Origin of the sequence: Olleya sp. Hel_I_94, from assembly GCF_007827365.1 — a bacterium.
Taxonomy (GTDB): Bacteria; Bacteroidota; Bacteroidia; order Flavobacteriales; family Flavobacteriaceae; genus Olleya.
In genome coordinates this window covers 70,020-93,404 of sequence record NZ_VISI01000001.1, presented here as the reverse complement: position 1 = coordinate 93,404, position 23,385 = coordinate 70,020, and the positions used below count along the sequence as shown (strand labels likewise).

Sequence of the window (23,385 nt, the reverse complement as noted above, 5' to 3'; positions counted from 1 at the left end):
CCAATCCGTTAACATGAATAAAAGTAGTGGTATCCACTTTGAAATTTCTGAACGCAAAATTCTTTTACGTTTATTTGATTTGCTTTTTATTGGTGCTTCACTTTTTACAGTCAGTACTTTTTTTGACTTTGACTACTTTAAAGTGTATGACCAACATTGGACTTGGTTTATTGTGCTTGCTATTTATATAACCGTTTTTGGAACCGTCTTAGAATTGTATGATTTACAAAAATCAAGTCGATTGGATACCGTCCTTGGTACGGTTTTGCTTACCACCTCAGTAACTGTTTTATTTTATCTTTTAACTCCGTTTTACACACCATCGTTACCCGAAAATAGATTACAAATATTATATTTTTATTTGGCTATTTTGTTTGGTTTATATTTTTGGAGATGGGCTTATATCACATTCATTTCTTCCCCTAGATTTTTTAAAAGGGTGCTTTTAGTAGGCGAAATATCTAATATTAAAACTATTGTTGATGCTTTTGCAAGTGCAGATCCTAATTATAAGATTATTGGATTTATTAATTGCGAAACAAGTAACAAAGACACTATAAAATATAAAGGGTTAAAGGAATACGAGCCTTCTAAAATGCATCAGATAATTAAAGATGAAAATATATCTGAAGTCGTAATTGCAAGCTATAATTCAGAAAACATTACTTCTAATATATATTCCGATTTAATTACTTTATTAGAAAAAGGGTTTCCAATAAAAGAGTATACTCAGGTTTATGAAGATATAACCTATCGTGTTCCTGTACAGTTTGTTGGGAAGGATTTTTATAAATATTTTCCATTTAGTCGAAACAATAAAAATAAATTATATTTAGCCTACAGACGTCTTTTTGATATTTTGTTATCACTAGTTGGTTTGTTTTTAGGATTACTAATTTTACCTTTTATTTTAATTGGTAACGCTTTGGGTAATAGAGGTGCGTTATTTTACACTCAAGAACGTGTTGGAAAAAACGGAATCCCTTTCAAGATTTTTAAGTATAGGACTATGGTTAAAAATGCAGAAGCAGCAGGAGCTGTTTGGGCAACAAAAAATGATACTAGAATTACAGCTTTTGGTAAGTTTTTAAGAGTTACTAGATTGGACGAAATACCACAATTTTTAAATATTTTAAAAGGTGATATGAGTTTGATTGGTCCTAGACCAGAGCGTCCTTATTTTGTAGACGAATTGTCCCAAGTCATTCCTTTTTACGAAACCAGACATATCGTTAAACCAGGACTAACAGGTTGGGCTCAGGTTAAAGCACGCTATGGTTCAAGCGTTGATGATAGTTTATTAAAATTACAATATGATTTGTACTATATTAAGCATAGAGGCTTTTTATTAGACATCAATATTATAGTTAAAACGTTAAGTACTGTCATCTTTTTTAGAGGACAATAATTAGGCTTTATTTTCGGTTAATTTATAAAACCTTAAAAGGTATATATACCTAACTGCTAACGCTAGTAATAAAGGTGCTAAAGCAGGAGCAAAGCGTTGCACACCTATAGTCCAATGCATCACAATCAAGCATAACATTAAAATTGAAAATTTAATATAAGCTATAAACCATTTTTTAGGACTAGTCTTTAAAATTTGTAGGATACAAAACAGACTTAAAGGAAAAGCCCATAATAAATTGTAGTTGTAAGTAGTACCTGTATGATCTGTTGCAAACCATAATAAAAATAGTAAAATACCTATTAGTCCTGTGACTGTAAATAGGGCTAAATCTAACCCTTTGTTTCTAGCGTTATTTTTATTATCGCTATAGGTTATATAAAGAATAACCAATGCTAAAACCAATGTTAACAGTAATGGACTAGTTAGAAAAAAGCTGTTTTTATTTTCGTTTTCTCCTTTTTTAGTAAAGATTGTTTTAGATGCAGTAACCAATTTTTCTTTTGAATCCTTTAAAGTAGCAAGCTCAAAAAACTGATTAACTTTTTCAGGTAAAAAAAGCTGTTCTCTTGGCGTTGCTTGTCTATCAATTATAGACCCTAAGGCAATATCTATCCCAAAGCTTCCCCAAGTATTCCAATGTAAATTATGGTCAATTAATTGTCTAAAAGTTTGCTGTTTATAGTCTTTTGGTAGGTTATACTCTAGATTTCCGTCTAAAGTAGTTTCAATGACATCTCTTATTTTAGTGGCGCAATTATCATAAAAAAAATCATATAGATAAGCTCCTTGATCTTTCTTGTAATTAGCCTCTAAATAATCATATAGTTGCTTGGTTTCAGCTTGTGTTAAGCGCAGTTGTTGCTCTTTTATTGTGCGATTTTCACTAATATAAAACGCTATAAAGTTTTTATAATTGGATTTACCTTGTAGATAGTTAAGTTTTCCTCTAGCAAAATCTAAATAAAAATTTGGATCGTCAAAATTATACCTGCCAAAGTCATATGCAATATCGGCAAATCGGGATTTAATACGGATGGCATTATGCCCAAAAGCATCGTTTAAGTTACTGCCTGGTCCAAATGTGATAACACTTACTGTCGTGTCCTGGGATAAAGGTATTGCTTGTGTAAATCCTGTAGTTGTACTAAGTACAAAAACAATGTATAATAATAGTCTCATGCTACAAAGATAACTTATCTAAAAACGCTAAAATCTAGTTTTAACGAAAATACATTAGAATACAAAGCAACGCTTTGATCGCCAATATCTGTAAACGCGTAATCTACTTGGATGCCTTTATATTTAAAACCGACACCAAAACTTGGTTGAAACGTTAAATCTTCAGAGTTGTCTATCTGTAATTCATTTTGAAAATTACCAACACCTGTTCTAAGATAAATCATATCAATATAGCCAAACTCTAAACCTAAAGCAGGATTTATACTAGCAAAAGAGGTTGATATAACATCATTATTTTGCTCAAATCTTACGTTTAAATCTAGCTCTGCTTCCAGTGTATAATCATAATGAAAACGATATAATTTAGCTACACCTAATTGTAGTTTTGGTATTGTAATTTCGGTGGTTTCTGGTAATTCTTGATTTTGACCTTCTACTGCATTTTGGACTTTAGCAAATTCATCTTCATTAATAGTCCAAGCATTAAAAGTTGTGGTAATGTCACGTGCCATGATACCAAATTTCCAATTATTATTACTTTCAAATTGAATAGCAGCATCCAAACCAAAACCCCAACTTGAAGCAAAGTCTCCTATAATACGTCTAATAATTTTAGCATTAACACCATAACTTAACCCTTCTAGCGGTAAGTCTCTAGCGTAAGATAAAGTTAAACCGTAATCTGCTGTAGAAAATAAGCTGATTCGGTCATAGTTAACATTACCTTGTTCATCTATAAGCTGTGTAGTATCTAGGATATCATCCACAGCAAAACGTATTAAAGAGATTCCGAAAGCACTATTATCATCTAAAGGCATTGCAAAAGCTGCATAGTCATAATTTGCAATATTAGCAAAGTAACTAGAGTGCATTAAGGCTAATTGATTGTCTTCTAGTTTAATTAATCCAGCAGGATTCCAATAGCCAGAATTTACATCGTTGGTTCTAGCAACGGTAGCATTGCTCATCCCTAAAGCTGCTGCATCCACACCAATATTCATAAATTCGTTTGAATATTTTCGGGTTTGAGCAAAAGATAATGAGACACTCAGTAATAAAAAGGCTAGTAAACTTACTTTCAATTTCAATTTTTTTTTACAAAGATGCTATAATTTTTCTATATATTAAACTTCAATTTTAATACTATATTGCATAGTGTTTGGAATAGACTCAAATACTTTGTTATTTTTACAAAAAACTAACTGATGAACATCAAAGCTTTTATACCAAATTTTATCACACTTCTTAATTTATTTAGCGGAAGTGTGGCAGTCATATTTGCTGTTAATAACCACTTTAATTTTGCTGCCTTTTTTGTGTTTTTAGGTATCTTTTTTGATTTTTTTGATGGTTTGTTAGCAAGAAAGTTAAATGTGCAAAGCGATTTAGGTTTACAATTAGATAGTTTGGCAGATATGGTAACTAGTGGATTAGTACCAGGAATAGTAGTTTTTAAACTGTTAGAATTAGCTAGTAATAGTAAAGCAGTAACATCCATTGATGAGTGGTCAGAAACTATGCAATGGACAGGTTATACATTTAACTTATTACCATTTATTGGGCTGTTTATAACATTAGCATCTGCTTATAGATTGGCTCGTTTTAATCTTGACGAAGAACAACAAAGTTATTTTAAAGGACTACCAACACCTGCTAATGCCTTACTAATTTTATCATTACCGTTAATTTTAGAATTTCAGAATAATGATTTAATAAATAGTATTATACTTAATAAATGGTTTTTAATTGTGTTAACTATTTTAAGTTGTTACATATTAAATTCATCTGTAAAACTATTTGCCTTAAAATTTAAAAACTGGAGTTTTAAGTCAAATGCAGTACGTTACATTTTTATAATCTTAAGTATTGTGCTTTTAGTGGTGTTGCATTTTGCAGCAATCCCTTTAATAATAATACTATACATATTACTATCCTTATTTAATAACATCAATTAATACCCACTATGCTAGAAATTATTTTTACGCTTTTAATGCTTGTTTTGTTGCAGGCTGTTTTAGGATTTGATAACTTATTATATATCTCTTTAGAGTCAAAAAAAGCACCAGAATCTGAACAAAAGCGCGTTAGAAAAGTTGGTATTTTAATTGCGATTGTTTTACGTATCATATTATTGTTTGTATTAGTATCGATAATTGATTTTTTTAAAGAGCCTTTTTCGTTTATGACAGGTGAATTAGGTAATGTGGCCAGCTTTGCTTTTAATGGACACAGTTTAATTGTATTAGCTGGAGGAGGTTTTATTATTTATACAGCTATAAAAGAAATTTGGCATATGATTGGTGCTCATGATTTAGATCATGATATTGAAGGTGATGGCACGAGAGGTAAGTCTGCAAGTGCTGTTATAACCAGTATTGTAATAATGAATTTAGTATTCTCTTTTGATTCTATTTTAGCAGCCATAGGGTTAACAAGTGATATTGAAAACGCTACAACAGCCTTTATTGTAATGGCTATTGCTATTGTAATTAGCGGATTATTAATGTTGTTTTTGGCAGATCGAATCTCTGTGTTTTTAGCAAAAAACCGAATGTATGAAGTGCTTGGGTTGTTTATCCTATTTATTGTAGGTATAATGTTAGTTACTGAAGGTGGACATTTAGCACACTTAAAGCTATTTGGAAACCCAATTGAGTCTATGAGTAAAACAACCTTCTATTTTGTGTTATTTATTTTAATTATTGTAGATGTTGTGCAAGGTCGTTATCAAAAGAAGATATTGGCAGAGAATGCCAAGATTAAAGCTAAGTCTGAAGAAAAAATATAGTGACATAAATGGTCATTAAATACTAAAAGCCCAATTGAATTTTCAATTGGGCTTTTATTTATAAATTATTTATTTACAACATTCAGATTAATCTCTAATCTTCTTTTTACGTAATTCAAAATTCTGACCTAAGTATACTTTTCGTACCATTTCGTCATTAGCTAATTCTTCAGGTTCTCCTGCTTTTAAAATACTTCCTTCAAACATTAAATAAGTTCTATCTGTAATAGCTAACGTTTCTTGTACGTTGTGGTCAGTAATTAATATACCAATGTTCTTTTTGGTTAATTGCGCTACAATACGTTGTATATCTTCCACTGCAACTGGATCTACTCCAGCAAATGGTTCGTCTAATAAAATAAAGCTTGGATTAGTTGCTAAGGCACGTGCAATTTCGGTACGACGACGTTCTCCTCCAGATAATAAATCACCTCTACTTTTTCTAATATGACCTAAACTAAACTCTTCAATTAATGCTTCCATCCTGTGCAATTGTTCTTTTTTGCTCAGTTTGGTCATTTGTAAAACACTTAAAATATTGTCTTCAATACTTAGTTTTCTAAATACAGATGCTTCTTGTGCTAAATAACCAATACCATTTTGTGCACGTTTATACATAGGGTAATTGGTAATGTTAGTGTCATCCAAATAGATGTTTCCAGCATTTGGTTTTACTAAACCAACAGTCATATAAAATGATGTTGTTTTTCCTGCACCATTAGGACCTAAAAGCCCAACAATTTCACCTTGACTAACTTCAAGAGATACGTCTTTTACAACTTTACGTCCACTGTAGGACTTCATTAAATGTTCGGCTCTTAGCTTCATTTGGTGTGTTTAATTGTCGTAAAAATAAGCATTTCAATATAACTTATTAAAAAGGCGCTTTAATTTATATAAAGTTTAACCTTGTTGGTCTTGATCCTGTGCTTCTAAAGCTTCCCAAAACTCATACGCACGTCTTAAATGTGGGATCACTATAGTACCACCAATTAATGTAGCAATACTTAAGGTTTCCATTACTTGCTCTTTAGACAAACCTTCTTTATAACTTGACTCTAAATGGTATTTAATACAATCATCACAACGTAAAACGGTAGAGGCTACTAAACCTAATAGCTCTTTAGTTTTTACGTCCAATGCACCTTCAGTAAAAGCATTAGTGTCTAAATTAAAAATACGTTTGATTATTTTATTGTTATCGCCTAGAATTTTATCATTCATTTTTTCGCGATAGTCGTTAAATTCTTTAACTAGTTCTGACATCTTTTTTTTGTTTTTTATTTTCGTTTTTCACTACAATTCGAGAGATATGAATACTGACTTCATACAAAATTAGTACAGGTATCGCTACAATTATTTGACTTGCTACATCTGGAGGTGTTATGACTGCAGATAAAATTAGAACTATAACTAAAGCAAATTTTCTATATTTTTTTAAAAACTGAGGCGTTACCAAACCAACTTTAGTTAAAAAGTAGATTAATATTGGTAGCTCAAATATTATTCCAGACGCTAAAACAGACGCTCTGATTAACCCAACGTATGATGAAATATCAATCTCGTTGGATACTTCTGTACTTACGGAGTAGGTTCCTAAAAAGTTTATGGATAAAGGTGTTATAATGTAGTATCCAAATAACACACCCATAAAAAACAGTAAAGAAGATATTATAATAAAACCTGTAGATGTACGACGTTCTTTAGAGGTTAAACCAGGACTAATAAATCGCCATAATTGGTAAATTACATAAGGGAATGCTACAATAAATCCAGCATAAATGGACGTCCATATATGAATAGAAAACTGTCCAGCCATTTCACGGTTTTGTATTATAAACGGAAACGAATCTGCACAAAAACTCATGTCATCCAATCCAAAAAATTTAGACATTTCACATAACCATTGGTAAGTGGGAAACGTCATTTTTTGAGGTGCAAATAGGATGCTATCAAATAGTATACTTGGAAAACAAAAAGCGATTGTACCACAAATAACTACAGCAGATACAATCCTAATTAAATGCCATCTTAAATCTTCAAGATGATCTAAAAAAGACATCTCGTTTACATTTTTTTTTGCCATTATAAAATTCCTTCTCTTATTAAATCGTGGATATGCACAACACCAGCGTACTTGCCATCTTTTTGCACAAGTAATTGAGAAATACCATAGGTCTCTAAAACCTCCATAGCATCAATAGCCATAGCGTCTTCTTCGATACGTTTAGGATTGGCACTCATAATATCTTTAGCAGTTAAGTCGCTAAAGTTATCCACTTTGCTTAGCATTCGTCTTAAATCACCATCAGTAATTATTCCGACAATTTTTTTGTTTTCAGTGACAGCTGTAACACCTAGCATTTTTTCAGATATTTCAACAATTACCCGTTTAATGTTAGTGTCTAAAGTTACTTCTGGTTTTTGATTAACAGAAGAAATATCCTGAACTCTTAAATATAATTTTTTACCCAATGCACCACCTGGATGATATTTAGCAAAATCTTTGCTAGAAAACCCTCTTAATTCTAAAAGGCTAACTGCTAATGCGTCACCCAATACTAGTTGTGCAGTAGTACTGGTTGTTGGTGCTAAATTGTTTGGGCAAGCTTCTTTCTCTACAAATGCATTTAAAACAAAATCCGCTTGCTGGCCTAAAAATGAATCTTTATTACCAGTTATAGCAATCATTTTATTTTTTGCATTTTTAATTAATGGTACCAAAACTTTAATTTCTGGTGTGTTTCCACTTTTAGAAATGCAAATCACCACATCATCCTGAAGTATTAATCCTAGGTCACCATGGATAGCATCTGCAGCATGCATAAATACAGCAGGAGTACCAGTCGAGTTTAGCGTAGCCACTATTTTTGTTGCTATAATAGCACTTTTTCCTATACCAGTAATTATGACTCTACCCTTAGAATTATAAATCAATTCCACAGCTTCAGCAAAGTCGTTATCAATTAAATTTGATAAATTTAATATGGACTGTCCTTCAAGTTTAATAGTTTCTTTGGCACTACTAATAATGGAAGCTTTTGTTTTCAATGTGTTTATTTTTTTTTGGTTTATAAAGATTTTACTATCTTTAGTCTTAATCTAAATCACCTTAAGATTATTAGATTAATAATTTCGACAAATTTAGCGAAAAAATTGAGAGGGGAATTCAATTCTTAGCAACTATTTATAGTTTGTCAAAAGTATGTAAGTGTAAATAATTAATTAAATACGAAAGTTATACATAGTGAAAAGCGATTTGCATTCAGCACTAAAAAAATACTTTGGCTTTGGCGAGTTTAAAGGACTTCAAGAACAAGTCATTAAAAGTATCCTAGAACAAAAAAATACATTTGTAATAATGCCTACAGGTGGTGGTAAAAGTTTATGCTACCAATTACCTGCATTAATGCAAGAAGGTACAGCTATAGTTGTGTCTCCTTTAATAGCATTAATGAAAAATCAGGTTGATGCAATCAGAGGTGTCTCCAATGAAAATGGTGTGGCTCATGTTTTAAATTCATCTTTAAATAAGACTGAAATTAAACAAGTCAAAGAAGACATTACAAATGGTATTACAAAATTATTATATGTAGCACCAGAATCCTTAACTAAAGAAGAAAATGTAGAGTTTTTGCGTACGGTAAAAATTTCTTTCATGGCAGTGGATGAAGCCCATTGTATTAGTGAATGGGGTCACGATTTTAGACCAGAATACCGTAATTTAAGATCTATAATTAGACGTATAGGAGATAATATTCCCATAATTGGTCTAACAGCTACTGCAACACCTAAGGTACAAGAAGATATCCTGAAAAACTTAGGGATGAATGACGCTAACACTTTTAAAGCCTCATTTAATAGACCTAATTTATATTACGAGATACGTCCAAAAACTAAAAACGTAGATGCTGATATCATACGCTTTGTAAAGCAAAACGAAGGTAAATCCGGAATCATATATTGTTTAAGTCGTAAACGTGTAGAGGAGTTGTCTCAAGTGTTACAAGTTAATGGGATTAAAGCGGTACCATATCACGCAGGTTTGGATGCTAAAAAAAGATCCAATCACCAAGATATGTTTTTAATGGAAGATATTGACGTGGTAGTTGCAACCATAGCTTTTGGTATGGGAATAGACAAACCAGATGTAAGATTTGTAATTCATCACGATATTCCTAAAAGTATAGAAAGCTATTACCAAGAAACTGGTCGTGCAGGACGAGATGGAGGAGAAGGTCATTGTTTAGCTTATTATGCCTATAAGGATATAGAAAAGTTAGAGAAGTTTATGTCAGGTAAACCTGTAGCAGAGCAAGAAATTGGTCAAGCACTATTGCAAGAGGTAGTCGCTTTCGCGGAAACTTCAATATCAAGACGTAAATTCATATTGCATTATTTTGGTGAATCATTTGATAACAAAACAGGTGAAGGTGGAGATATGGATGATAATATGCGTCATCCAAAGGAAAAACAAGAAGCTAAAGATGATGTAAAACTTGTCCTAGAAATTGTCGATGCTACCAATGAAAAATATAAGGCTAAAGAGTTAGTAAACGTTATTGTAGGTAAATCTAACGCGTTAATTAGCTCTCATAAAACCGACGATCAACCCTTTTTTGGTAAAGGAAAAGATAAAGATAAATCCTATTGGATGGCTTTAACACGACAAATATTAGTATCAGGATCTTTAAAAAAGGATATTGAAACCTATGGTGTCATTAAGCTTACAGATAAAGGAAAAGAGTTTATAAAAAATCCTGAATCATTCATGATGACTAAAGATCATGAGTTTGGTGACGAGTCAGACAATACTATAATCACTGCAGAAAGTGGTGGTGGAGCAGTAGTGGATGAGGCATTAATGAAAATGCTTAAAGACTTAAGAAAAACTAATGCTAAAAAATTAGGTGTACCTCCTTTTGTTATATTTCAAGATCCATCCTTAGAGGATATGGCTTTAAAATATCCAGTATCTGTGGAAGAGCTATCTAACGTTCATGGTGTTGGAGAAGGGAAAGCTAAAAAGTATGGTAAAGATTTTGTCGCGCTTATTGCAAGATATGTAGAAGATAACGACGTTGTAAGACCAGATGATTTAGTGGTTAAATCTACAGGTAGCAACTCTGCACTTAAATTATATATCATACAAAATGTGGACAGAAAATTACCATTAACAGATATTGCATCTGCTAAAGGAATGGAAATGTCTGCATTTATTAAAGAAATGGAAGCTATTGTCTTTTCAGGAACAAAACTAAATATTGATTACTGGATTAATGATATTTTAGATGAAGACCAACAAGAAGAAATCCATGATTATTTTATGGAGTCACAAACAGATAAGATTGACGTTGCAATAGACGAGTTTGATGGAGATTATGATGATGAAGAGTTACGATTATATCGTATTAAATTTATAAGTGAAGTCGCAAACTAATTATAATACCAAAAAACACTGTATTAAAGACCTAACAAGTTAATTTGTTAGGTCTTTTTTGTTTTCTTCTGCTATTTGTAATTCATCTAACCCTTCTATCGCAAGCGGTATAAAAGTAATGGAGTGTTTTTTTACTTGTAGTGTTATATTTTTGATTTCAGATCGTTTAATATTTTCGGCAGCTTCTTTTTCAATTTCAAAATCTATTCTAGTAACATAACCATCAAAAACACCCATGTTTTCAGACTCAAACTCATCCATGTCTGATTTTAAATCTAAAGTGTGATTGTTGTTAACCATTAAAAGTCTAGCGCCTTTTTTTGCTTTAATATTTAGTTTTCCAACAATAAAAGTTTGTAAAAAATAATAACCACCAAGCTCTGCATAACCTGCATAAATCACATTTTGATCTGCAATAGCTACAGGTTGGTCTTCACTATGCTTTAAAATAGCCTCAATGTAATTGGTATTAGCTAATTGGTTACTTTTTGATTTTTTATCATTACCTCCAAATAGCTTATTAAATACACCCATAATAATTTTTTATTTTTTCAAATCTAACAAAATTTAGTAAAACAGGATTGGATAAAAAAAATCATCTGTCATTACTTATTACTTTTAACTTCTTTATATCTTTGCAGTTCATTAAAAAACAATGTAATGCAAGACGGTTTATACGCAAAATTTAATACGAATAAAGGCGAAATTTTAGTCGCTTTAGAATTTGAGAAAACTCCTGGAACAGTTGGTAACTTTGTTGCTTTAGCTGAAGGTAACATGGAAAACGATGTTAAACCACAAGGGACACCTTATTACGATGGATTAAAGTTTCATAGAGTAATTGATAATTTTATGATCCAAGGAGGTTGTCCACAAGGTAGCGGATCAGGTAATCCAGGATATAAGTTTGATGACGAGTTTCACCCAGATTTAAAGCATAGTGGACCTGGAATATTAAGTATGGCAAATGCTGGACCTGGTACTAACGGAAGTCAGTTTTTTATTACTCATGTTGCTACAGATTGGTTAGACGGTAACCATACTGTTTTTGGAAAAGTAGTAAAAGGACAAGACATCGTTGATGCTATTGCACAAGGCGATAAGATTGAAACTTTAGAAATTGTTAGAGTTGGTGCTGATGCAGAAAACTTTAATGCAATTGAAGCCTTTAGAACATTTGAAGGTGCAAGAGAAAAACGTGTAGCTGCAGAACGTGAAGCTAAGCGTGCAGAATTAGATAAATTAGCTGCAGGTTTTGAAGAAACTAAAAGCGGTTTACGTTACCAAATTATCCAAAAAGGTAATGGTAAAAAAGCTGAAAAAGGTAACCAAGTTTCTGTACACTATAAAGGACAATTAGCGGACGGAACTGTCTTTGATAGTTCTTACAAGCGTAATCAACCTTTAGATTTTCAAGTAGGAGTAGGTCAAGTTATTTCTGGATGGGATGAAGGGATTCAATTATTACAAGTTGGTGATAAAGCCCGTTTTGTTATACCTTCAGATTTAGGTTATGGATCAAGAGGTGCAGGAGGAGCAATTCCACCAGATGCTGTACTTGTATTTGATGTAGAACTTGTAGACGTTAAATAATAATTAATTATTTATTGCTCTATTTAGATATTCTAAAACAAAAATTATAAATATTTAAAACCTCAAAAGAGTAATATCTTTTGAGGTTTTTTAATTACATTAATCCCATGTTAGATCAAGAATTAGAAAGGTTAAAATATCCTATCGGAAAATTTGAATGTCCATCAACAATAACGGAAGCGAGTATTGATGCTTGGTTATCAATACTAAAACATTTTCCAAATAGGTTGGAGCAGTTGGTGGTTAACTTGTCAGACAAGCAATTAGATACACCTTATAGGTTAGGAGGCTGGACTATTAGACAAGTAATACACCACATTGCAGACAGTCACCATCATAGTTATATAAGATTTAAATGGGCAATGACAGAAGATAACCCAGTAATAAAAGCCTATGATGAAAACACATGGGCTTCTCAGCATGATTATAATCAGCCAATAGCGCTATCTCTATTGCATATTAAAGTAGTACATGCTAAATTAGTGCATTATTTAAAAGGCTTAACAGCAGAACAATTCCAACGTACCTTTATTCATCCGGAAAACAATCAAATGATAGCTTTAGATAAAAATTTAGGTAATTATGCTTGGCATAGTAATCATCATTATGCGCATATAGAATGTGTTTTAAAAAGTAAAGGCTGGATTTAGATTAATAATTGTTTGTTTTGGCTTAAAATTAGTTTTATTTTAAAGTCCTAAATTAAATATAACCAAGGGTAATTATGAGCACTATTCAATTTGAAGATTTTACCAAAGTAGATTTACGTGTAGGTACTATTTTAGAAGTTAATGATTTTCCAGAAGCCAAAAACCCTGCGTATCAATTAATCATAGATTTTGGAGGTTTGGGTGTTAAAAAAACTAGTGCGCAAATTACAAAGCTTTATAAAAAAGAAGACTTACTAAATAGGCAAATAGTTGCAGTGGTAAATTTTCCGCGTAAGCAGATTGCAAAATTTATGAGTGAGTGTTTAGTATTGGGAGCGGTTAATGCTAAAGATGTTATTTTGTTAAATCCAGAAACCAAAGTTCCTAACGGAACTTCTGTATCATAGTAGTCTGGTTAAGATATTTGAATAAAATAGGATTACATACCGTTAGGATTTATATTCAATTAGGATTGTTTTTTTACTATAAAAAAATAATTGTAAACGGAAAAAAAAGCATACCAAAAGACCAACCCGTTTTATTTTTATCCAATCATCAAAATGCGTTAATAGATGCTTTGCTATTGGCTACAAAGTCTGGACGCTTAAGTTATTTTTTAACTAGAGCTGGTGTTTTTAAAAAACCATTTGTAAGTAGGTTATTGCATAGCTTGAATATGCGACCAATTTATCGTGTTAGAGATGGCTAGAGCACGATTGCTAAAAATAAATCTGTTTTTAGTAATACTGTTAATTTGTTACATGATAACAAAGCAGTGACTATTTTTCCAGAAGGAAATCACAATTTAGAAAGACGAGTTAGACCACTAAGTAAGGGGTTTACAAGAATTATTTTAGAACACAGGCAAACGTATCCTAAGCAGTCAATAAATTTAATTCCAGTGGGTTTAAATTACCAAGAACCTAGAGCAATGGGTAGTACTGTTTCTATTTGTTTTGGAGAAGCTTTAGCGTCTAAATCTTATAATCATTTAGACGATTTTATTGCGACTAAACAAATTAAACAGGATGTTTTTAATTCGTTAATAAGTTTAACAACTCACATACCACAAAGTAATTATGCTTCTATCGTAGAAAAACTTAATAAGTTAAATGTGGATTTTACCAATCCCAATAGTGTTTATCATTGTATTGTAAGTCAGTTTAAAACGTGTCACGTTAAGCGTGTAAAACAATCTAAGTTTAAAGTCTTAATAAAGCCAATCCTTTATTTGTTATTATGTGTGCCTATTTTGGTTTGGAGACACAACATAAAACCAAAAATTAAGGAAGCTGAGTTTTTATCTACCTTTAGGTTTGCTATAAGTATAACTTTAGTACCACTTTGGTTATTTGTTATATCTGCTATTATTTGGCTTACCTTTAATTTTGTTGCAAGTTTTATATTTATTTTGGGAAGTCTAATTTTAATTTTGATTTACAATAAAGCATAAAAAAAACCTTCTCTAAATTTAGAAAAGGTTTTTTTGATATAAGGTGATTTTTATATTAAATATCGTCAAAATCTACATCTGTAAATCTACTTTCAGCACTTGGTGTTTCAGATGTTTCAGTCTTAGCTTCAGAAGTAGGAGTGGCTGGAGTATCATATTCTTTCTTGAAATCTTTTTGGTGACGCTCGCTAATAACTTCATCTCCTTTTTCGTTGATGATGTAATCTGTCATTTCTTTTAAGATGTCATTAAACTCACTAAAGTCTTCTTTATATAAGTAAATTTTATGTTTTTTATAATGAAATGATCCATCGTCATTTGTAAACTTTTTACTTTCTGTAATAGTCAGGTAGTAATCATCTGCTTTAGTAGCTCTTACATCAAAAAAATAAGTTCGTCTTCCTGCTCTTAATACTTTCGAAAAAATTTCTTCCTTCTCCATCATCTCGTTATTATGCATAATCCTTGATTTGTGTTGTTAGTTAATTCGTAAACTCAAAAGTCAAAAAAAAAGTTGAATGAAACAACATTTTAGTGTAAATCTTTTTACTTAGTTGTTTTTAAATAGAGCTCTTTGTAATAACCATCAGTGTTTATAAGGTTTTCATGTGTGCCTGATTGCACAATTTGACCATCGTCTAAAACTATAATTTGATCTGCATTTTTAGCAGAAGAGATTCTGTGACTTACAATTATGGTTGTTTTTCCTTTAGTAATTGTTTTTAAGTTATTTAAAATCTTCTCTTCAGTTTCAGTATCAACTGCAGATAAACAGTCATCAAATAACATAATTTGAGGCTTTTTAATAATAGCTCTAGCAATGGATACACGTTGCTTTTGTCCTCCAGAAAGCGTGATGCCACGCTCACCTAAAACAGTGTCGTATTGTTTGTTAAATTTGATTATGTTTTTATGCACTTGTGCTAATTTAGCAGCATCTATAACCTCTTGATCTGTAGCGTTTTCTTTACCAAACTTAATGTTGTTATTAATGGAGTCGCTAAACAAAAAGGCATCTTGTGGTACATAACCTGTAGCGTCCCTTAGGCTATATAGGTTTAGGGTTTCAATAGGTTTTTGATCTATTAATATAGTGCCTGAGTCTACGTCGTACAAACGTCCTACTAAATCTAAGATTGTAGATTTTCCGGACCCAGTTTTTCCTATAACAGCTAAAGTTTGACCTGTATTTACCTTAAAACTAACATTTTTTAAGGCTTGTATGTTGGTGTCATCATAAGTAAAAGACACATTTTTAAATTCTATTTCGCCATTAATTTCTGATAATTCAGCGTTGTTATTTTGTATTTCTGGTTCGGTTTTTAAAAACTCATTAATTCTATTTTGAGAAGCTTCTGCTTCCTGTACAATAGAGGTCACCCAACCTACAGTTGCAACTGGCCAAGTTAGAAGGTTAACGTACATAATAAATTCAGAAATTGTACCTAAGCTAATTTCGCCATTCATATATTGTTTACCTCCAATATATATAACTAACACGTTGCTTAACCCAATAAGCAAAATCATCATCGGAAAAAACAAGGCTTGTATACGTACCAAACTTAATTGTTTCTCTTTATTGGTTTCTGATAATTCATCAAAATTAGCTGAGGTTTGTGGCTCTATACCATAAGCCTTAATTACAGAAATTCCACTAAAAGTTTCTTGAGAAAACGTGGATAGTTTGGATAAGTATTGTTGTACAATGGTACTACGTTTATGTATTTCTGAGCTAATTTTATAAATAATTATGGATAAAATTGGTAGCGGAATAATTGTGTAAAGTGTCAACATTGGCGCTTGTCTAAACATAAAAACTAGAGCTACAATAAACAATGTTAAGGTATTAATACTATACATAATTGCAGGACCAGTATACATACGTACTTTGGTCACGTCCTCACTTATACGATTCATTAAATCACCAGTCCTATTTTTTTTATAAAAATTTAAAGATAGTTTTTGGTATTGTTGGTAGATTTCGTTTTTTAAATCATATTCAATATAACGCGATACATTAATTATTGTTTGACGCATCCAGAAGGTTAATATACCAGACAATATTGCAGAACCTACCAAAAATAAAATGTACTTCAATAGTTTGGCTTTGTAAGCAACCTCACTACTTTCCGGATTTTGTAATTGGTCGTTAACCACGTCTATAATAGAACCTATAAATTTGGGAACAAATACAGTAAATAGTTTAGAAACGATGGTAATTAAAACACCAATTATAATTTGTGTTCTATATTTGTAAAAGTATTTGTTAATATGTTGTAATTCTTTCATTTAAATGAAAACCTAAGTTTAAAAAGTTTTTAACAATTTCACATTTTAACATGCTAATTATTGTTTTAATATTAATTATAAGCTAATTTCGCATGCTGAAATTACAAATAGTGTAATTTCAATACATTAATTAAATGTCAACTAAATGGTTTCAGAAGTAATCAACACTAATCAATTATCAAAAGCAGATCCTGTTTTTGGACAATTATCATTTGATAATCACGAACAAGTCGTTTTTTGCAACGACAAAGATACAGGATTAAAAGCAATAATTGGAATACATAACACAGTTTTAGGACCTGCTTTAGGAGGTACTAGAATGTGGCAATATGCTAACGAATGGGAAGCTGTTAATGACGTTTTACGTTTGTCTAGAGGAATGACCTTTAAGTCAGCAATTACAGGTTTAAACCTTGGTGGTGGAAAAGCAGTAATTATTGGTGATGCAAAAACACAAAAAACGCCAGAATTAATGAAGCGTTTTGGAGAGTTTGTGCATAGCTTAAGCGGAAAGTATATTACTGCAGAAGATGTAGGAATGGAAACTGTAGATATGGATTTAGTTAGAGAAGTAACACCTTATGTTACTGGTATTTCTGAAGACAAAGGTGGAGCAGGTAATCCATCTCCTATTACAGCTTATGGTGTTTTTATGGGAATGAAAGCAGCTGCTAAATTTAAATTTGGTACAGATGTCTTAGAGGATAAAACAGTAATTGTACAAGGTATTGGACATGTTGGAGAATCTTTAGTGGAGCACCTAACAAATGATGGTGCAAAAGTAATTATCGACGATATTAATCAAGAACGTTTAGAGGCAATCAGTAAAAAATACGGAGCATCTATATACAAAGGAAGTAATGTGTATGCAGAGGCTGTAGATATTTACGCACCTTGCGCTTTAGGAGCAACAATTAACGATGCTACAATTAACAGTATCCAAGCTAAAGTTATCGCTGGAGCAGCAAATAATCAATTAGCAGACGAGCTTAAGCATGGTCGTATATTACAAGAAAAAGGTATTGTATATGCACCAGACTTTTTAATTAATGCAGGAGGAATTATTAATGTTTACGCAGAATTAGAAAACTACGGTAAACAAGAAATAATGAGAAAGACAGAAAACATCTACAATACAACCTTGGAGATATTAAGTAATGCTGAAACTAATGATATAACAACACATCAAGCAGCATTAAATATAGCTTTAAGCAGAATTGAAGCTAGAAAAAAAGAAAATCAGCAATAGATATCTTATAAAATAGACTATTTTTGCAAGGCGAAAGTGAAAGCTTTCGCCTTTTTTAATTAATAATTTAAAAGTATTTCAATATAATTGAAATCTAAAGTTCTTTGTAAGTATGCTAAGTAGAAGACATATTCGTGTTAAAGTAATGCAAGTTTTATATGCATTTGATGGTACAGAAAGTGATGATTTTTCTAAAGACCAAAAATTTTTATTATACAGTATAGACAATATGTATAATTTATATCTAATGACACTATCCCTAATGATAGAGGTCGGTAAAAAATCTAAAACGCAGTTAGAAACTATTCAGAAAAAGCATTTAGCTACAGCAGAAGAAAAAAATCCCAACAAAAAATTTATAAACAATCAAGTTTTAGAACTACTGTCTAATAACGTGGCTTTAAAAACAGCTTTTGAAGTCAACAATATTAAAAATTGGCAACTAGATAATGAGTATGTAGATATTATCTATAAAGAAATAATTGCTAGTGATTTATATAAAGAATACATGCAAACTAAATTGTCTACCTTTAAAGAAGATAGAAACTTTATAGTAGATGTATTTAAAGAAATAATAGCTCCTAACGAGAAACTTTACGATTATATTGAAGATAAAAACCTTACTTGGTTAGATGATCTTCCAACAGTAAATACAGCTATTTTAAAATTACTTAGAAAAATTAAAGAAACATCAGACGAGCGTTTCCTTACACCTAAGTTGTACAAAGATATCGAGGATAAACAATACGCAATTAACTTGTTTAAAAAAACAATGTTAAACCAATCCAAATTAAGCGAAGAAATAGCTAATAAAACTAAAAATTGGGATACAGAACGTATCGCAACTATAGACATGGTTTTATTAAAAATGGCTATTTGCGAGTTAACTAGTTTTCCTTCAATTCCTACTAAAGTAACAATTAATGAATACCTAGAAATTGCTAAAGAATACTCAACGCCTAAAAGCAGTATTTTTATTAACGGAATTCTAGATAAATTGTTAAAAGAATATCAAGAAGAAGGAAAATTAAATAAAGTTGGTCGAGGATTGATGTAGTCAAAAAATATTATTATTTTTACAAACCAAAAATTAATTTAAGTGGCAGTTTAATAATAAACTACACAAATTCTAAAATAAGTATTATGAAAAAAGTAATGATTCTATTAAGTGCAGTATGCTTAATATCTTTATCATCTTGTAAGCAAGATGCAGCAGCAAAAATTGATGCAAACAATGTAGTAGCAGCTTCTGAGAGAGATGCACAATCAGGTAAGTTACCAGTAATCGAGTTTGATAAAAAAGAACATGATTTTGGTCAAATAGTATCAGGTACACCTCAAGAGACAGTATTTACTTACACAAACAAAGGAGAAGCACCTTTAGTTATTACAGATATTAAAAGTACTTGTGGATGTACAGTTCCTCAAGATTGGTCTAGAGCACCTTTAGCTGTTGGAGAGTCTGATTCTTTTACTGTTAAATTTAACGGAAAAGGAGCTAACAAAACATCTAAAGTAATTAACATCACAGCTAACACAGCTACTGGTAAAGAGTCTGTAAAAATATCAGCTTTTATTACTCCAGATCCTAACGCACCTGTTAAGCAGGCACCACTTAGAACAAATCCAAATGCTAACCCAGGACCACTTACACAATAATGGAAGGAATTAGCGGATTTTTACCTATAATAGCAATGTTTGCTGTAGTGTACTTCTTTATGATTGCACCACAAATGAAACGTGCTAAACAAGAAAAGCGTTTTGCTTCGGATTTAAAAGCAGGTGATAAGGTAATTACTAAAAGCGGAATGCATGGAAAAATTGCACAGCTTAATGATAAGGATAATAGTTGCGTTATAGAAACTATGTCTGGAAAATTAAAGTTTGATCGTTCTGCTATTTCTATGGAAATGAGTAAATCTTTAAACAAGCCAGCTGTTGAATTAAAAAAGTAATTTACAGCTAGATTATATATTAAAAGGTGACCAATTGGTCGCCTTTTTTATTTAGCAATTTTTATACTTATCATGTAAACCCTTATTTTTAACAATCATAGGTGTTATTTTATCTATTCTAGATAGTTTTGTAGCCTCTCTTTTGGCTTCACTTATATAGTTACAGTATTCACGCTGTTTAGATGGTGTTAAAGCTTTAAACGCCTTTAAAAGTATGTTATCTTCTTTAAAAACACTTTGTAATTCATCAGGTATCACAATATCTTTTACTGTAGTTTTAATAGTTTTAATGTTCTTACCATTTTTTTGATTTATTATGGCTTCCTCGATGTAAGACATTAGTAACGTTTCGGATAAATCACTTGTATCATTAAAACGTAGTTGTCGCAAAGCTTTAGTTTTTCCTTCTGGCGCATTATGTAATATATTTTGTTTGTCAGTCAATAAGCTGCCATTAAAAAACCATAAGCAATAATGATGTTTAAAAGCACCTAAACCAATCACATTTTTTCCTTCAATCATATAAACAGGAGCATTCCATTTTATAGTTTCTTTTAAGCCAGCCTTTAAAAGTAAGTGTCTTAAATGGTTAAGGGAGTCTATAAATTTGGGATGATCTTGTATATACTCTTCTATGGATGATATTTTCTTCATTTGCTGTTTAAGTTAAATTTTAAAGATAATATTTTTTAAAAGGGTATTCTATTCTATATCAAATAAGTATGATTTTTTATTTTGATTTAGTCTAAATAAACTTTGCGATTATCAAAATGAGATTTATATTTGCGCTTTATTTATAATAAATCTAAATAGTGTCATGTTTAAAAAAATAAGTTTTATACTAATTTTAGCAGTTCAATTATCATTCTCGCAATCCAAAATTACAGGAGTTGTGACTAGTAATTCCGACGAAAAAATTCCATTTGCAACCATCTTATTAGAAGAGATTAATGTAGGAGTATCAGCTAATGTTGATGGGTTTTTTATCCTTGAAGATGTAAAGGCTGGAAGTTATACTATCAAAGTATCTTCAGTAGGTTATACGTCAATTAAACAAGACATAACTATTACGGATAATGAAACGAAATCTATATCATTTAAATTACAATATGATGGCGATTTGGACGAAGTTGAAGTTTTTGGAAGTCGTTTTACACATCCAGATAAAATTGAGGCTTTAACCAGATTGCCTTTAGCGCCTTATGAACAAATTCAGAGTATTTCTATTATTTCTGAAAAAGTGATTGAGCAACAAGGTAATTTAACCATTTCGGATGCTGTAAAAAATGTACCTGGAGTTTATACATTTGCAACATATGGTAATAAAAGGGAGAGTATGTCTTCTCGTGGATTTAGAGGGATTCCTATTTTAAAAAATGGAGTTAGAGTACATTCAGATTTTAGAGGTCAAGGGATACTAACAGATATGCAAGGTGTTGATAATATACAAGTCTTAAAAGGCGCAGCATCAGTTACACAAGGTGTTGCTACAGATTTAGGAAGTCCAGGTGGAATAATTAATATTGTAACCAAAACACCTAAATACGAGTTTGGAGGCAATGTGTCACTTAGAGGAGGAAGCTTTGGTCAAGCAAGAACAACTTTTGATGTTTATGGACCTTTAAATACATCCAAAACGACTGCATTTAGATTAAATGGTGCATTAGAGCGTGCTGATAGCTATAGAGACGGAATTACTTCTGATAGATTTTATATCAATCCTTCATTTCAATGGAAGGCTGACGACAAAACGACTGTAACTTTTGAGTTGGATTATTTTGAAGATAGTAGGACACCAGACGTTGGTACTGTTAATCTTGGAGATAATGACCAGAATTTGATTTATGATTTACCTTATGATCAATTTTTAGGTTTTGAGAATGATAAATCATTAACAACTAACACAACATATGCAGTTAGACTTGATCGTGAGTTATCTGATAAGTTGAGTCTTAAAGGTGCCTATTATAAGTCAAATTTGGATTTGGATGACAAAGGTGCAAGTCTAGGTAGTGTTGTTAGTGATGTTGATGGTAACGCAATATATAATCAAAAATCTAGAGGTTATTCAGTGTCAACAAGAGCAGATAATAACAGTGTGCTGCAATTTGATTTAGTTGGTGATCAATTAAAAACAGGAACTATTTCTCATACATTTCAAGTTGGTTTTGATTATCGTACGACTAATTATAACACAACTTCACAAAATGTATCTATTATAGATACTATAGACGTGTTTGCAAGTAATAGTGATAAATTACCAAATGATATTACACTGTCTACACAATCCGCATTAGCTGCAAAATCTAAAGCTTTTGGTTTTGTTGCTCAGGATGTGGTTACTTTTAATAAATATTTAAAAGGTTTTTTTGGTTTACGTTACAGTAAAACAAGAACAATTACAGACACTGAAACTACCGAAAGTGATGCTTTTAATCCATTAGGAGGTATTATTATATCACCTTTTCAAAACATTAATCTGTTTGCTTCTTATACAAACAGTTCGTATCCTAGAACAGGAACTAGATTAGATGTTAATGGTAATGAATTAGGTAACGAACGTTATGATCAATTTGAAACTGGTATTAAAACAAATTGGTTAAATAGTAGGTTGCGTTTTAACTTAACTTATTTTAAAATAAATAATAAAGACATTAATCTTCCTGTTTATGATATTAACTGGGAAGAAACTGGATATTATGCAAAAGGTGGTAATGATGAGAGAAAAGGTGTTGAAGTGGAATTAAGTGGTCGTGTTTTGGATAACTTGGAAGTAATTACGGGATATTCATACATTGATGCACAGTATAAGGAGCATACATCTTATGTCTATGGATCTGCACCATTAAATACACCAAAGCATACTTTTAATATTTATGCTAACTATAGCTTTAAACAACAACTTGAAGGTTTGTCTGTTGGAGGAGGAGTATATTATACTGGCGAACGACCTATTAATGACTGGAGTTCAGGTGCTGTTACTCACCAAGGGATTGTTCCAAATCAAGAGCCTTTTAATGTTGAAGCTTACACACAGGTCAATGCTCAAGTTGCTTATACTTTAAATAACCATTGGAATTTTAGAGTGTTGGTTAATAATGTATTTGATTCAATAGGTTACAACGCTTATAGAACCAGCTATATTAATCAAACAGACCCAAGAAATTTTGCAGGAATTTTAACCTACAAATTTTAAATAAATTGAGTTAGTCTTTAAAGCGTAACACTAAAAATGTTACGCTTTTTTTAGTTTATTATTTTTAATTAAAAATAAATTGAAGCTAACTTATTAAAAATCAATACCGAAAAAAATGACATCAAAAAACAGTACTTTTTTGTTTGTTTAATAGTAAAACTTAAATATATTTGCAATCAGTT

At 31.2% G+C, this 23,385-nt stretch carries 22 protein-coding genes and 1 pseudogene; 13 read left to right on the top strand and 10 right to left on the bottom strand.

Translation table 11 applies throughout. The features are described 5' to 3' along the window. Positions 1-13: 13 nt before the first annotated feature. Positions 14-1,408 (top strand): sugar transferase, encoded by a 1,395-nt coding sequence (locus tag JM82_RS00450; protein WP_145000158.1) that lies wholly within the window; start codon positions 14-16, stop codon positions 1,406-1,408. Here the strand turns inward: JM82_RS00450 and JM82_RS00445 are convergent, their stop codons facing one another. Beyond that, a complete protein-coding gene (locus tag JM82_RS00445) occupies positions 1,409-2,590 on the bottom strand; it encodes a DUF4105 domain-containing protein (RefSeq protein WP_145000156.1) in 1,182 nt (393 codons plus the stop codon). A gap of 14 nt (positions 2,591-2,604) precedes the next feature. Further along, positions 2,605-3,591, bottom strand: a complete 987-nt coding sequence (locus JM82_RS00440; RefSeq protein WP_145001090.1) for a PorV/PorQ family protein — start codon at positions 3,589-3,591, stop codon at positions 2,605-2,607. Positions 3,592-3,795: 204 nt separating this feature from the next. On the opposite strand from JM82_RS00440, the gene JM82_RS00435 reads away from it, so the two are divergent. Both JM82_RS00435 and JM82_RS00430 read left to right on the top strand, forming a co-directional pair. Further along, entirely contained in the window at positions 3,796-4,545 is a 750-nt protein-coding gene (locus tag JM82_RS00435) for a CDP-alcohol phosphatidyltransferase family protein (protein ID WP_145000154.1), read from the top strand. Between the two features lie 8 nt (positions 4,546-4,553). Then, the gene (locus JM82_RS00430; RefSeq protein WP_145000152.1) at positions 4,554-5,378 is read left to right on the top strand and encodes a TerC family protein; all 825 of its coding nucleotides are present in this window, start codon (positions 4,554-4,556) and stop codon (positions 5,376-5,378) included. Positions 5,379-5,465: 87 nt separating this feature from the next. On the opposite strand, the gene lptB is transcribed toward JM82_RS00430, so the two are convergent. The 4 genes from lptB to JM82_RS00410 all read right to left on the bottom strand — a co-directional run bounded on the left by lptB (position 5,466) and on the right by JM82_RS00410 (position 8,429). Next, entirely contained in the window at positions 5,466-6,206 is a 741-nt protein-coding gene (lptB, locus tag JM82_RS00425) for an LPS export ABC transporter ATP-binding protein (RefSeq protein ID WP_028282850.1), read from the bottom strand. 75 nt (positions 6,207-6,281) lie between these two features. Continuing rightward, positions 6,282-6,644, bottom strand: coding sequence for a carboxymuconolactone decarboxylase family protein (locus tag JM82_RS00420; RefSeq protein WP_145000149.1), 363 nt, complete (start codon positions 6,642-6,644; stop codon positions 6,282-6,284). After that, positions 6,628-7,464 carry a twin-arginine translocase subunit TatC gene (gene tatC, locus JM82_RS00415; protein WP_145000147.1) on the bottom strand — a complete coding sequence of 279 codons (837 nt, stop codon included), beginning with the start codon at positions 7,462-7,464 and terminating at the stop codon, positions 6,628-6,630. Before tatC ends, JM82_RS00420 begins: the two co-directional genes overlap by 17 nt. Continuing rightward, positions 7,464-8,429 carry an SIS domain-containing protein gene (locus JM82_RS00410; protein WP_145000145.1) on the bottom strand — a complete coding sequence of 322 codons (966 nt, stop codon included), beginning with the start codon at positions 8,427-8,429 and terminating at the stop codon, positions 7,464-7,466. The genes tatC and JM82_RS00410 overlap by 1 nt, the downstream gene beginning before the upstream one ends. Before the next feature lie 208 nt (positions 8,430-8,637). Here JM82_RS00410 and JM82_RS00405 point away from each other — a divergent pair, with 208 nt between their 5' ends. Further along, positions 8,638-10,818: a RecQ family ATP-dependent DNA helicase gene (locus tag JM82_RS00405; protein ID WP_261375214.1), complete on the top strand. Its 2,181-nt coding sequence runs from the start codon at positions 8,638-8,640 to the stop codon at positions 10,816-10,818. 39 nt (positions 10,819-10,857) lie between these two features. Here the strand turns inward: JM82_RS00405 and JM82_RS00400 are convergent, their stop codons facing one another. Next, positions 10,858-11,352: a hypothetical protein gene (locus JM82_RS00400; protein ID WP_145000137.1), complete on the bottom strand. Its 495-nt coding sequence runs from the start codon at positions 11,350-11,352 to the stop codon at positions 10,858-10,860. 126 nt (positions 11,353-11,478) lie between these two features. On the opposite strand from JM82_RS00400, the gene JM82_RS00395 reads away from it, so the two are divergent. From JM82_RS00395 to JM82_RS00375, 4 genes and pseudogenes are all read left to right on the top strand, one after another. Then, positions 11,479-12,411: a peptidylprolyl isomerase gene (locus tag JM82_RS00395; protein ID WP_145000135.1), complete on the top strand. Its 933-nt coding sequence runs from the start codon at positions 11,479-11,481 to the stop codon at positions 12,409-12,411. Positions 12,412-12,518: 107 nt separating this feature from the next. Beyond that, positions 12,519-13,061 (top strand): YfiT family bacillithiol transferase, encoded by a 543-nt coding sequence (locus JM82_RS00390; RefSeq protein WP_145000133.1) that lies wholly within the window; start codon positions 12,519-12,521, stop codon positions 13,059-13,061. Between the two features lie 74 nt (positions 13,062-13,135). Next, positions 13,136-13,468 carry a tRNA-binding protein gene (locus tag JM82_RS00385; RefSeq protein ID WP_409994616.1) on the top strand — a complete coding sequence of 111 codons (333 nt, stop codon included), beginning with the start codon at positions 13,136-13,138 and terminating at the stop codon, positions 13,466-13,468. Between the two features lie 17 nt (positions 13,469-13,485). Further along, positions 13,486-14,514 (top strand): annotated as a pseudogene (locus JM82_RS00375) (1-acyl-sn-glycerol-3-phosphate acyltransferase). Between the two features lie 55 nt (positions 14,515-14,569). Here the strand turns inward: JM82_RS00375 and JM82_RS00370 are convergent. Both JM82_RS00370 and JM82_RS00365 read right to left on the bottom strand, forming a co-directional pair. Then, entirely contained in the window at positions 14,570-14,974 is a 405-nt protein-coding gene (locus JM82_RS00370) for a PUR family DNA/RNA-binding protein (protein ID WP_145000125.1), read from the bottom strand. 86 nt (positions 14,975-15,060) lie between these two features. Continuing rightward, on the bottom strand, positions 15,061-16,803 hold the full coding sequence (locus JM82_RS00365) for an ABC transporter ATP-binding protein (protein WP_145000123.1): 1,743 nt from the start codon (positions 16,801-16,803) through the stop codon (positions 15,061-15,063). A 145-nt stretch (positions 16,804-16,948) separates the two neighbouring features. Between JM82_RS00365 and JM82_RS00360 the strand changes: the two genes are divergently transcribed. The 4 genes from JM82_RS00360 (at position 16,949) to yajC (ending at position 20,007) form a co-directional block, all read left to right on the top strand. Continuing rightward, positions 16,949-18,052 (top strand): Glu/Leu/Phe/Val family dehydrogenase, encoded by a 1,104-nt coding sequence (locus JM82_RS00360; protein WP_145000121.1) that lies wholly within the window; start codon positions 16,949-16,951, stop codon positions 18,050-18,052. A 112-nt stretch (positions 18,053-18,164) separates the two neighbouring features. Continuing rightward, entirely contained in the window at positions 18,165-19,109 is a 945-nt protein-coding gene (gene nusB, locus JM82_RS00355; RefSeq protein WP_261375212.1) for a transcription antitermination factor NusB, read from the top strand. Between the two features lie 86 nt (positions 19,110-19,195). Then, positions 19,196-19,711, top strand: coding sequence for a DUF1573 domain-containing protein (locus tag JM82_RS00350; protein ID WP_145000119.1), 516 nt, complete (start codon positions 19,196-19,198; stop codon positions 19,709-19,711). Continuing rightward, the gene (yajC, locus tag JM82_RS00345) at positions 19,711-20,007 is read left to right on the top strand and encodes a preprotein translocase subunit YajC (RefSeq protein WP_145000117.1); all 297 of its coding nucleotides are present in this window, start codon (positions 19,711-19,713) and stop codon (positions 20,005-20,007) included. The genes JM82_RS00350 and yajC overlap by 1 nt, the downstream gene beginning before the upstream one ends. Before the next feature lie 51 nt (positions 20,008-20,058). On the opposite strand, the gene JM82_RS00340 is transcribed toward yajC, so the two are convergent. Continuing rightward, positions 20,059-20,661 carry a YdeI/OmpD-associated family protein gene (locus JM82_RS00340; protein ID WP_145000115.1) on the bottom strand — a complete coding sequence of 201 codons (603 nt, stop codon included), beginning with the start codon at positions 20,659-20,661 and terminating at the stop codon, positions 20,059-20,061. Positions 20,662-20,824: 163 nt separating this feature from the next. On the opposite strand from JM82_RS00340, the gene JM82_RS00335 reads away from it, so the two are divergent. Next, positions 20,825-23,203, top strand: a complete 2,379-nt coding sequence (locus JM82_RS00335) for a TonB-dependent receptor (protein WP_145000113.1) — start codon at positions 20,825-20,827, stop codon at positions 23,201-23,203. Positions 23,204-23,385 lie beyond the last annotated feature (182 nt).

Excerpts from the sequence above, each read along its gene's own strand:
- JM82_RS00450 (WP_145000158.1), top strand. The coding sequence starts at position 14 with ATGAATAAAAGTAGTGGTATCCACTTTGAAATTTCTGAACGCAAAATT.
- JM82_RS00445 (WP_145000156.1), bottom strand. The coding sequence starts at position 2,590 with ATGAGACTATTATTATACATTGTTTTTGTACTTAGTACAACTACAGGA.
- JM82_RS00440 (WP_145001090.1), bottom strand. The coding sequence starts at position 3,591 with ATGAATATTGGTGTGGATGCAGCAGCTTTAGGGATGAGCAATGCTACC.
- JM82_RS00435 (WP_145000154.1), top strand. The coding sequence starts at position 3,796 with ATGAACATCAAAGCTTTTATACCAAATTTTATCACACTTCTTAATTTA.
- JM82_RS00430 (WP_145000152.1), top strand. The coding sequence starts at position 4,554 with ATGCTAGAAATTATTTTTACGCTTTTAATGCTTGTTTTGTTGCAGGCT.
- lptB (WP_028282850.1), bottom strand. The coding sequence starts at position 6,206 with ATGAAGCTAAGAGCCGAACATTTAATGAAGTCCTACAGTGGACGTAAA.
- JM82_RS00420 (WP_145000149.1), bottom strand. The coding sequence starts at position 6,644 with ATGTCAGAACTAGTTAAAGAATTTAACGACTATCGCGAAAAAATGAAT.
- tatC (WP_145000147.1), bottom strand. The coding sequence starts at position 7,464 with ATGGCAAAAAAAAATGTAAACGAGATGTCTTTTTTAGATCATCTTGAA.
- JM82_RS00400 (WP_145000137.1), bottom strand. The coding sequence starts at position 11,352 with ATGGGTGTATTTAATAAGCTATTTGGAGGTAATGATAAAAAATCAAAA.
- JM82_RS00395 (WP_145000135.1), top strand. The coding sequence starts at position 11,479 with ATGCAAGACGGTTTATACGCAAAATTTAATACGAATAAAGGCGAAATT.
- JM82_RS00390 (WP_145000133.1), top strand. The coding sequence starts at position 12,519 with ATGTTAGATCAAGAATTAGAAAGGTTAAAATATCCTATCGGAAAATTT.
- JM82_RS00385 (WP_409994616.1), top strand. The coding sequence starts at position 13,136 with ATGAGCACTATTCAATTTGAAGATTTTACCAAAGTAGATTTACGTGTA.
- JM82_RS00370 (WP_145000125.1), bottom strand. The coding sequence starts at position 14,974 with ATGCATAATAACGAGATGATGGAGAAGGAAGAAATTTTTTCGAAAGTA.
- JM82_RS00365 (WP_145000123.1), bottom strand. The coding sequence starts at position 16,803 with ATGAAAGAATTACAACATATTAACAAATACTTTTACAAATATAGAACA.
- JM82_RS00360 (WP_145000121.1), top strand. The coding sequence starts at position 16,949 with ATGGTTTCAGAAGTAATCAACACTAATCAATTATCAAAAGCAGATCCT.
- nusB (WP_261375212.1), top strand. The coding sequence starts at position 18,165 with ATGCTAAGTAGAAGACATATTCGTGTTAAAGTAATGCAAGTTTTATAT.
- JM82_RS00350 (WP_145000119.1), top strand. The coding sequence starts at position 19,196 with ATGAAAAAAGTAATGATTCTATTAAGTGCAGTATGCTTAATATCTTTA.
- yajC (WP_145000117.1), top strand. The coding sequence starts at position 19,711 with ATGGAAGGAATTAGCGGATTTTTACCTATAATAGCAATGTTTGCTGTA.
- JM82_RS00340 (WP_145000115.1), bottom strand. The coding sequence starts at position 20,661 with ATGAAGAAAATATCATCCATAGAAGAGTATATACAAGATCATCCCAAA.
- JM82_RS00335 (WP_145000113.1), top strand. The coding sequence starts at position 20,825 with ATGTTTAAAAAAATAAGTTTTATACTAATTTTAGCAGTTCAATTATCA.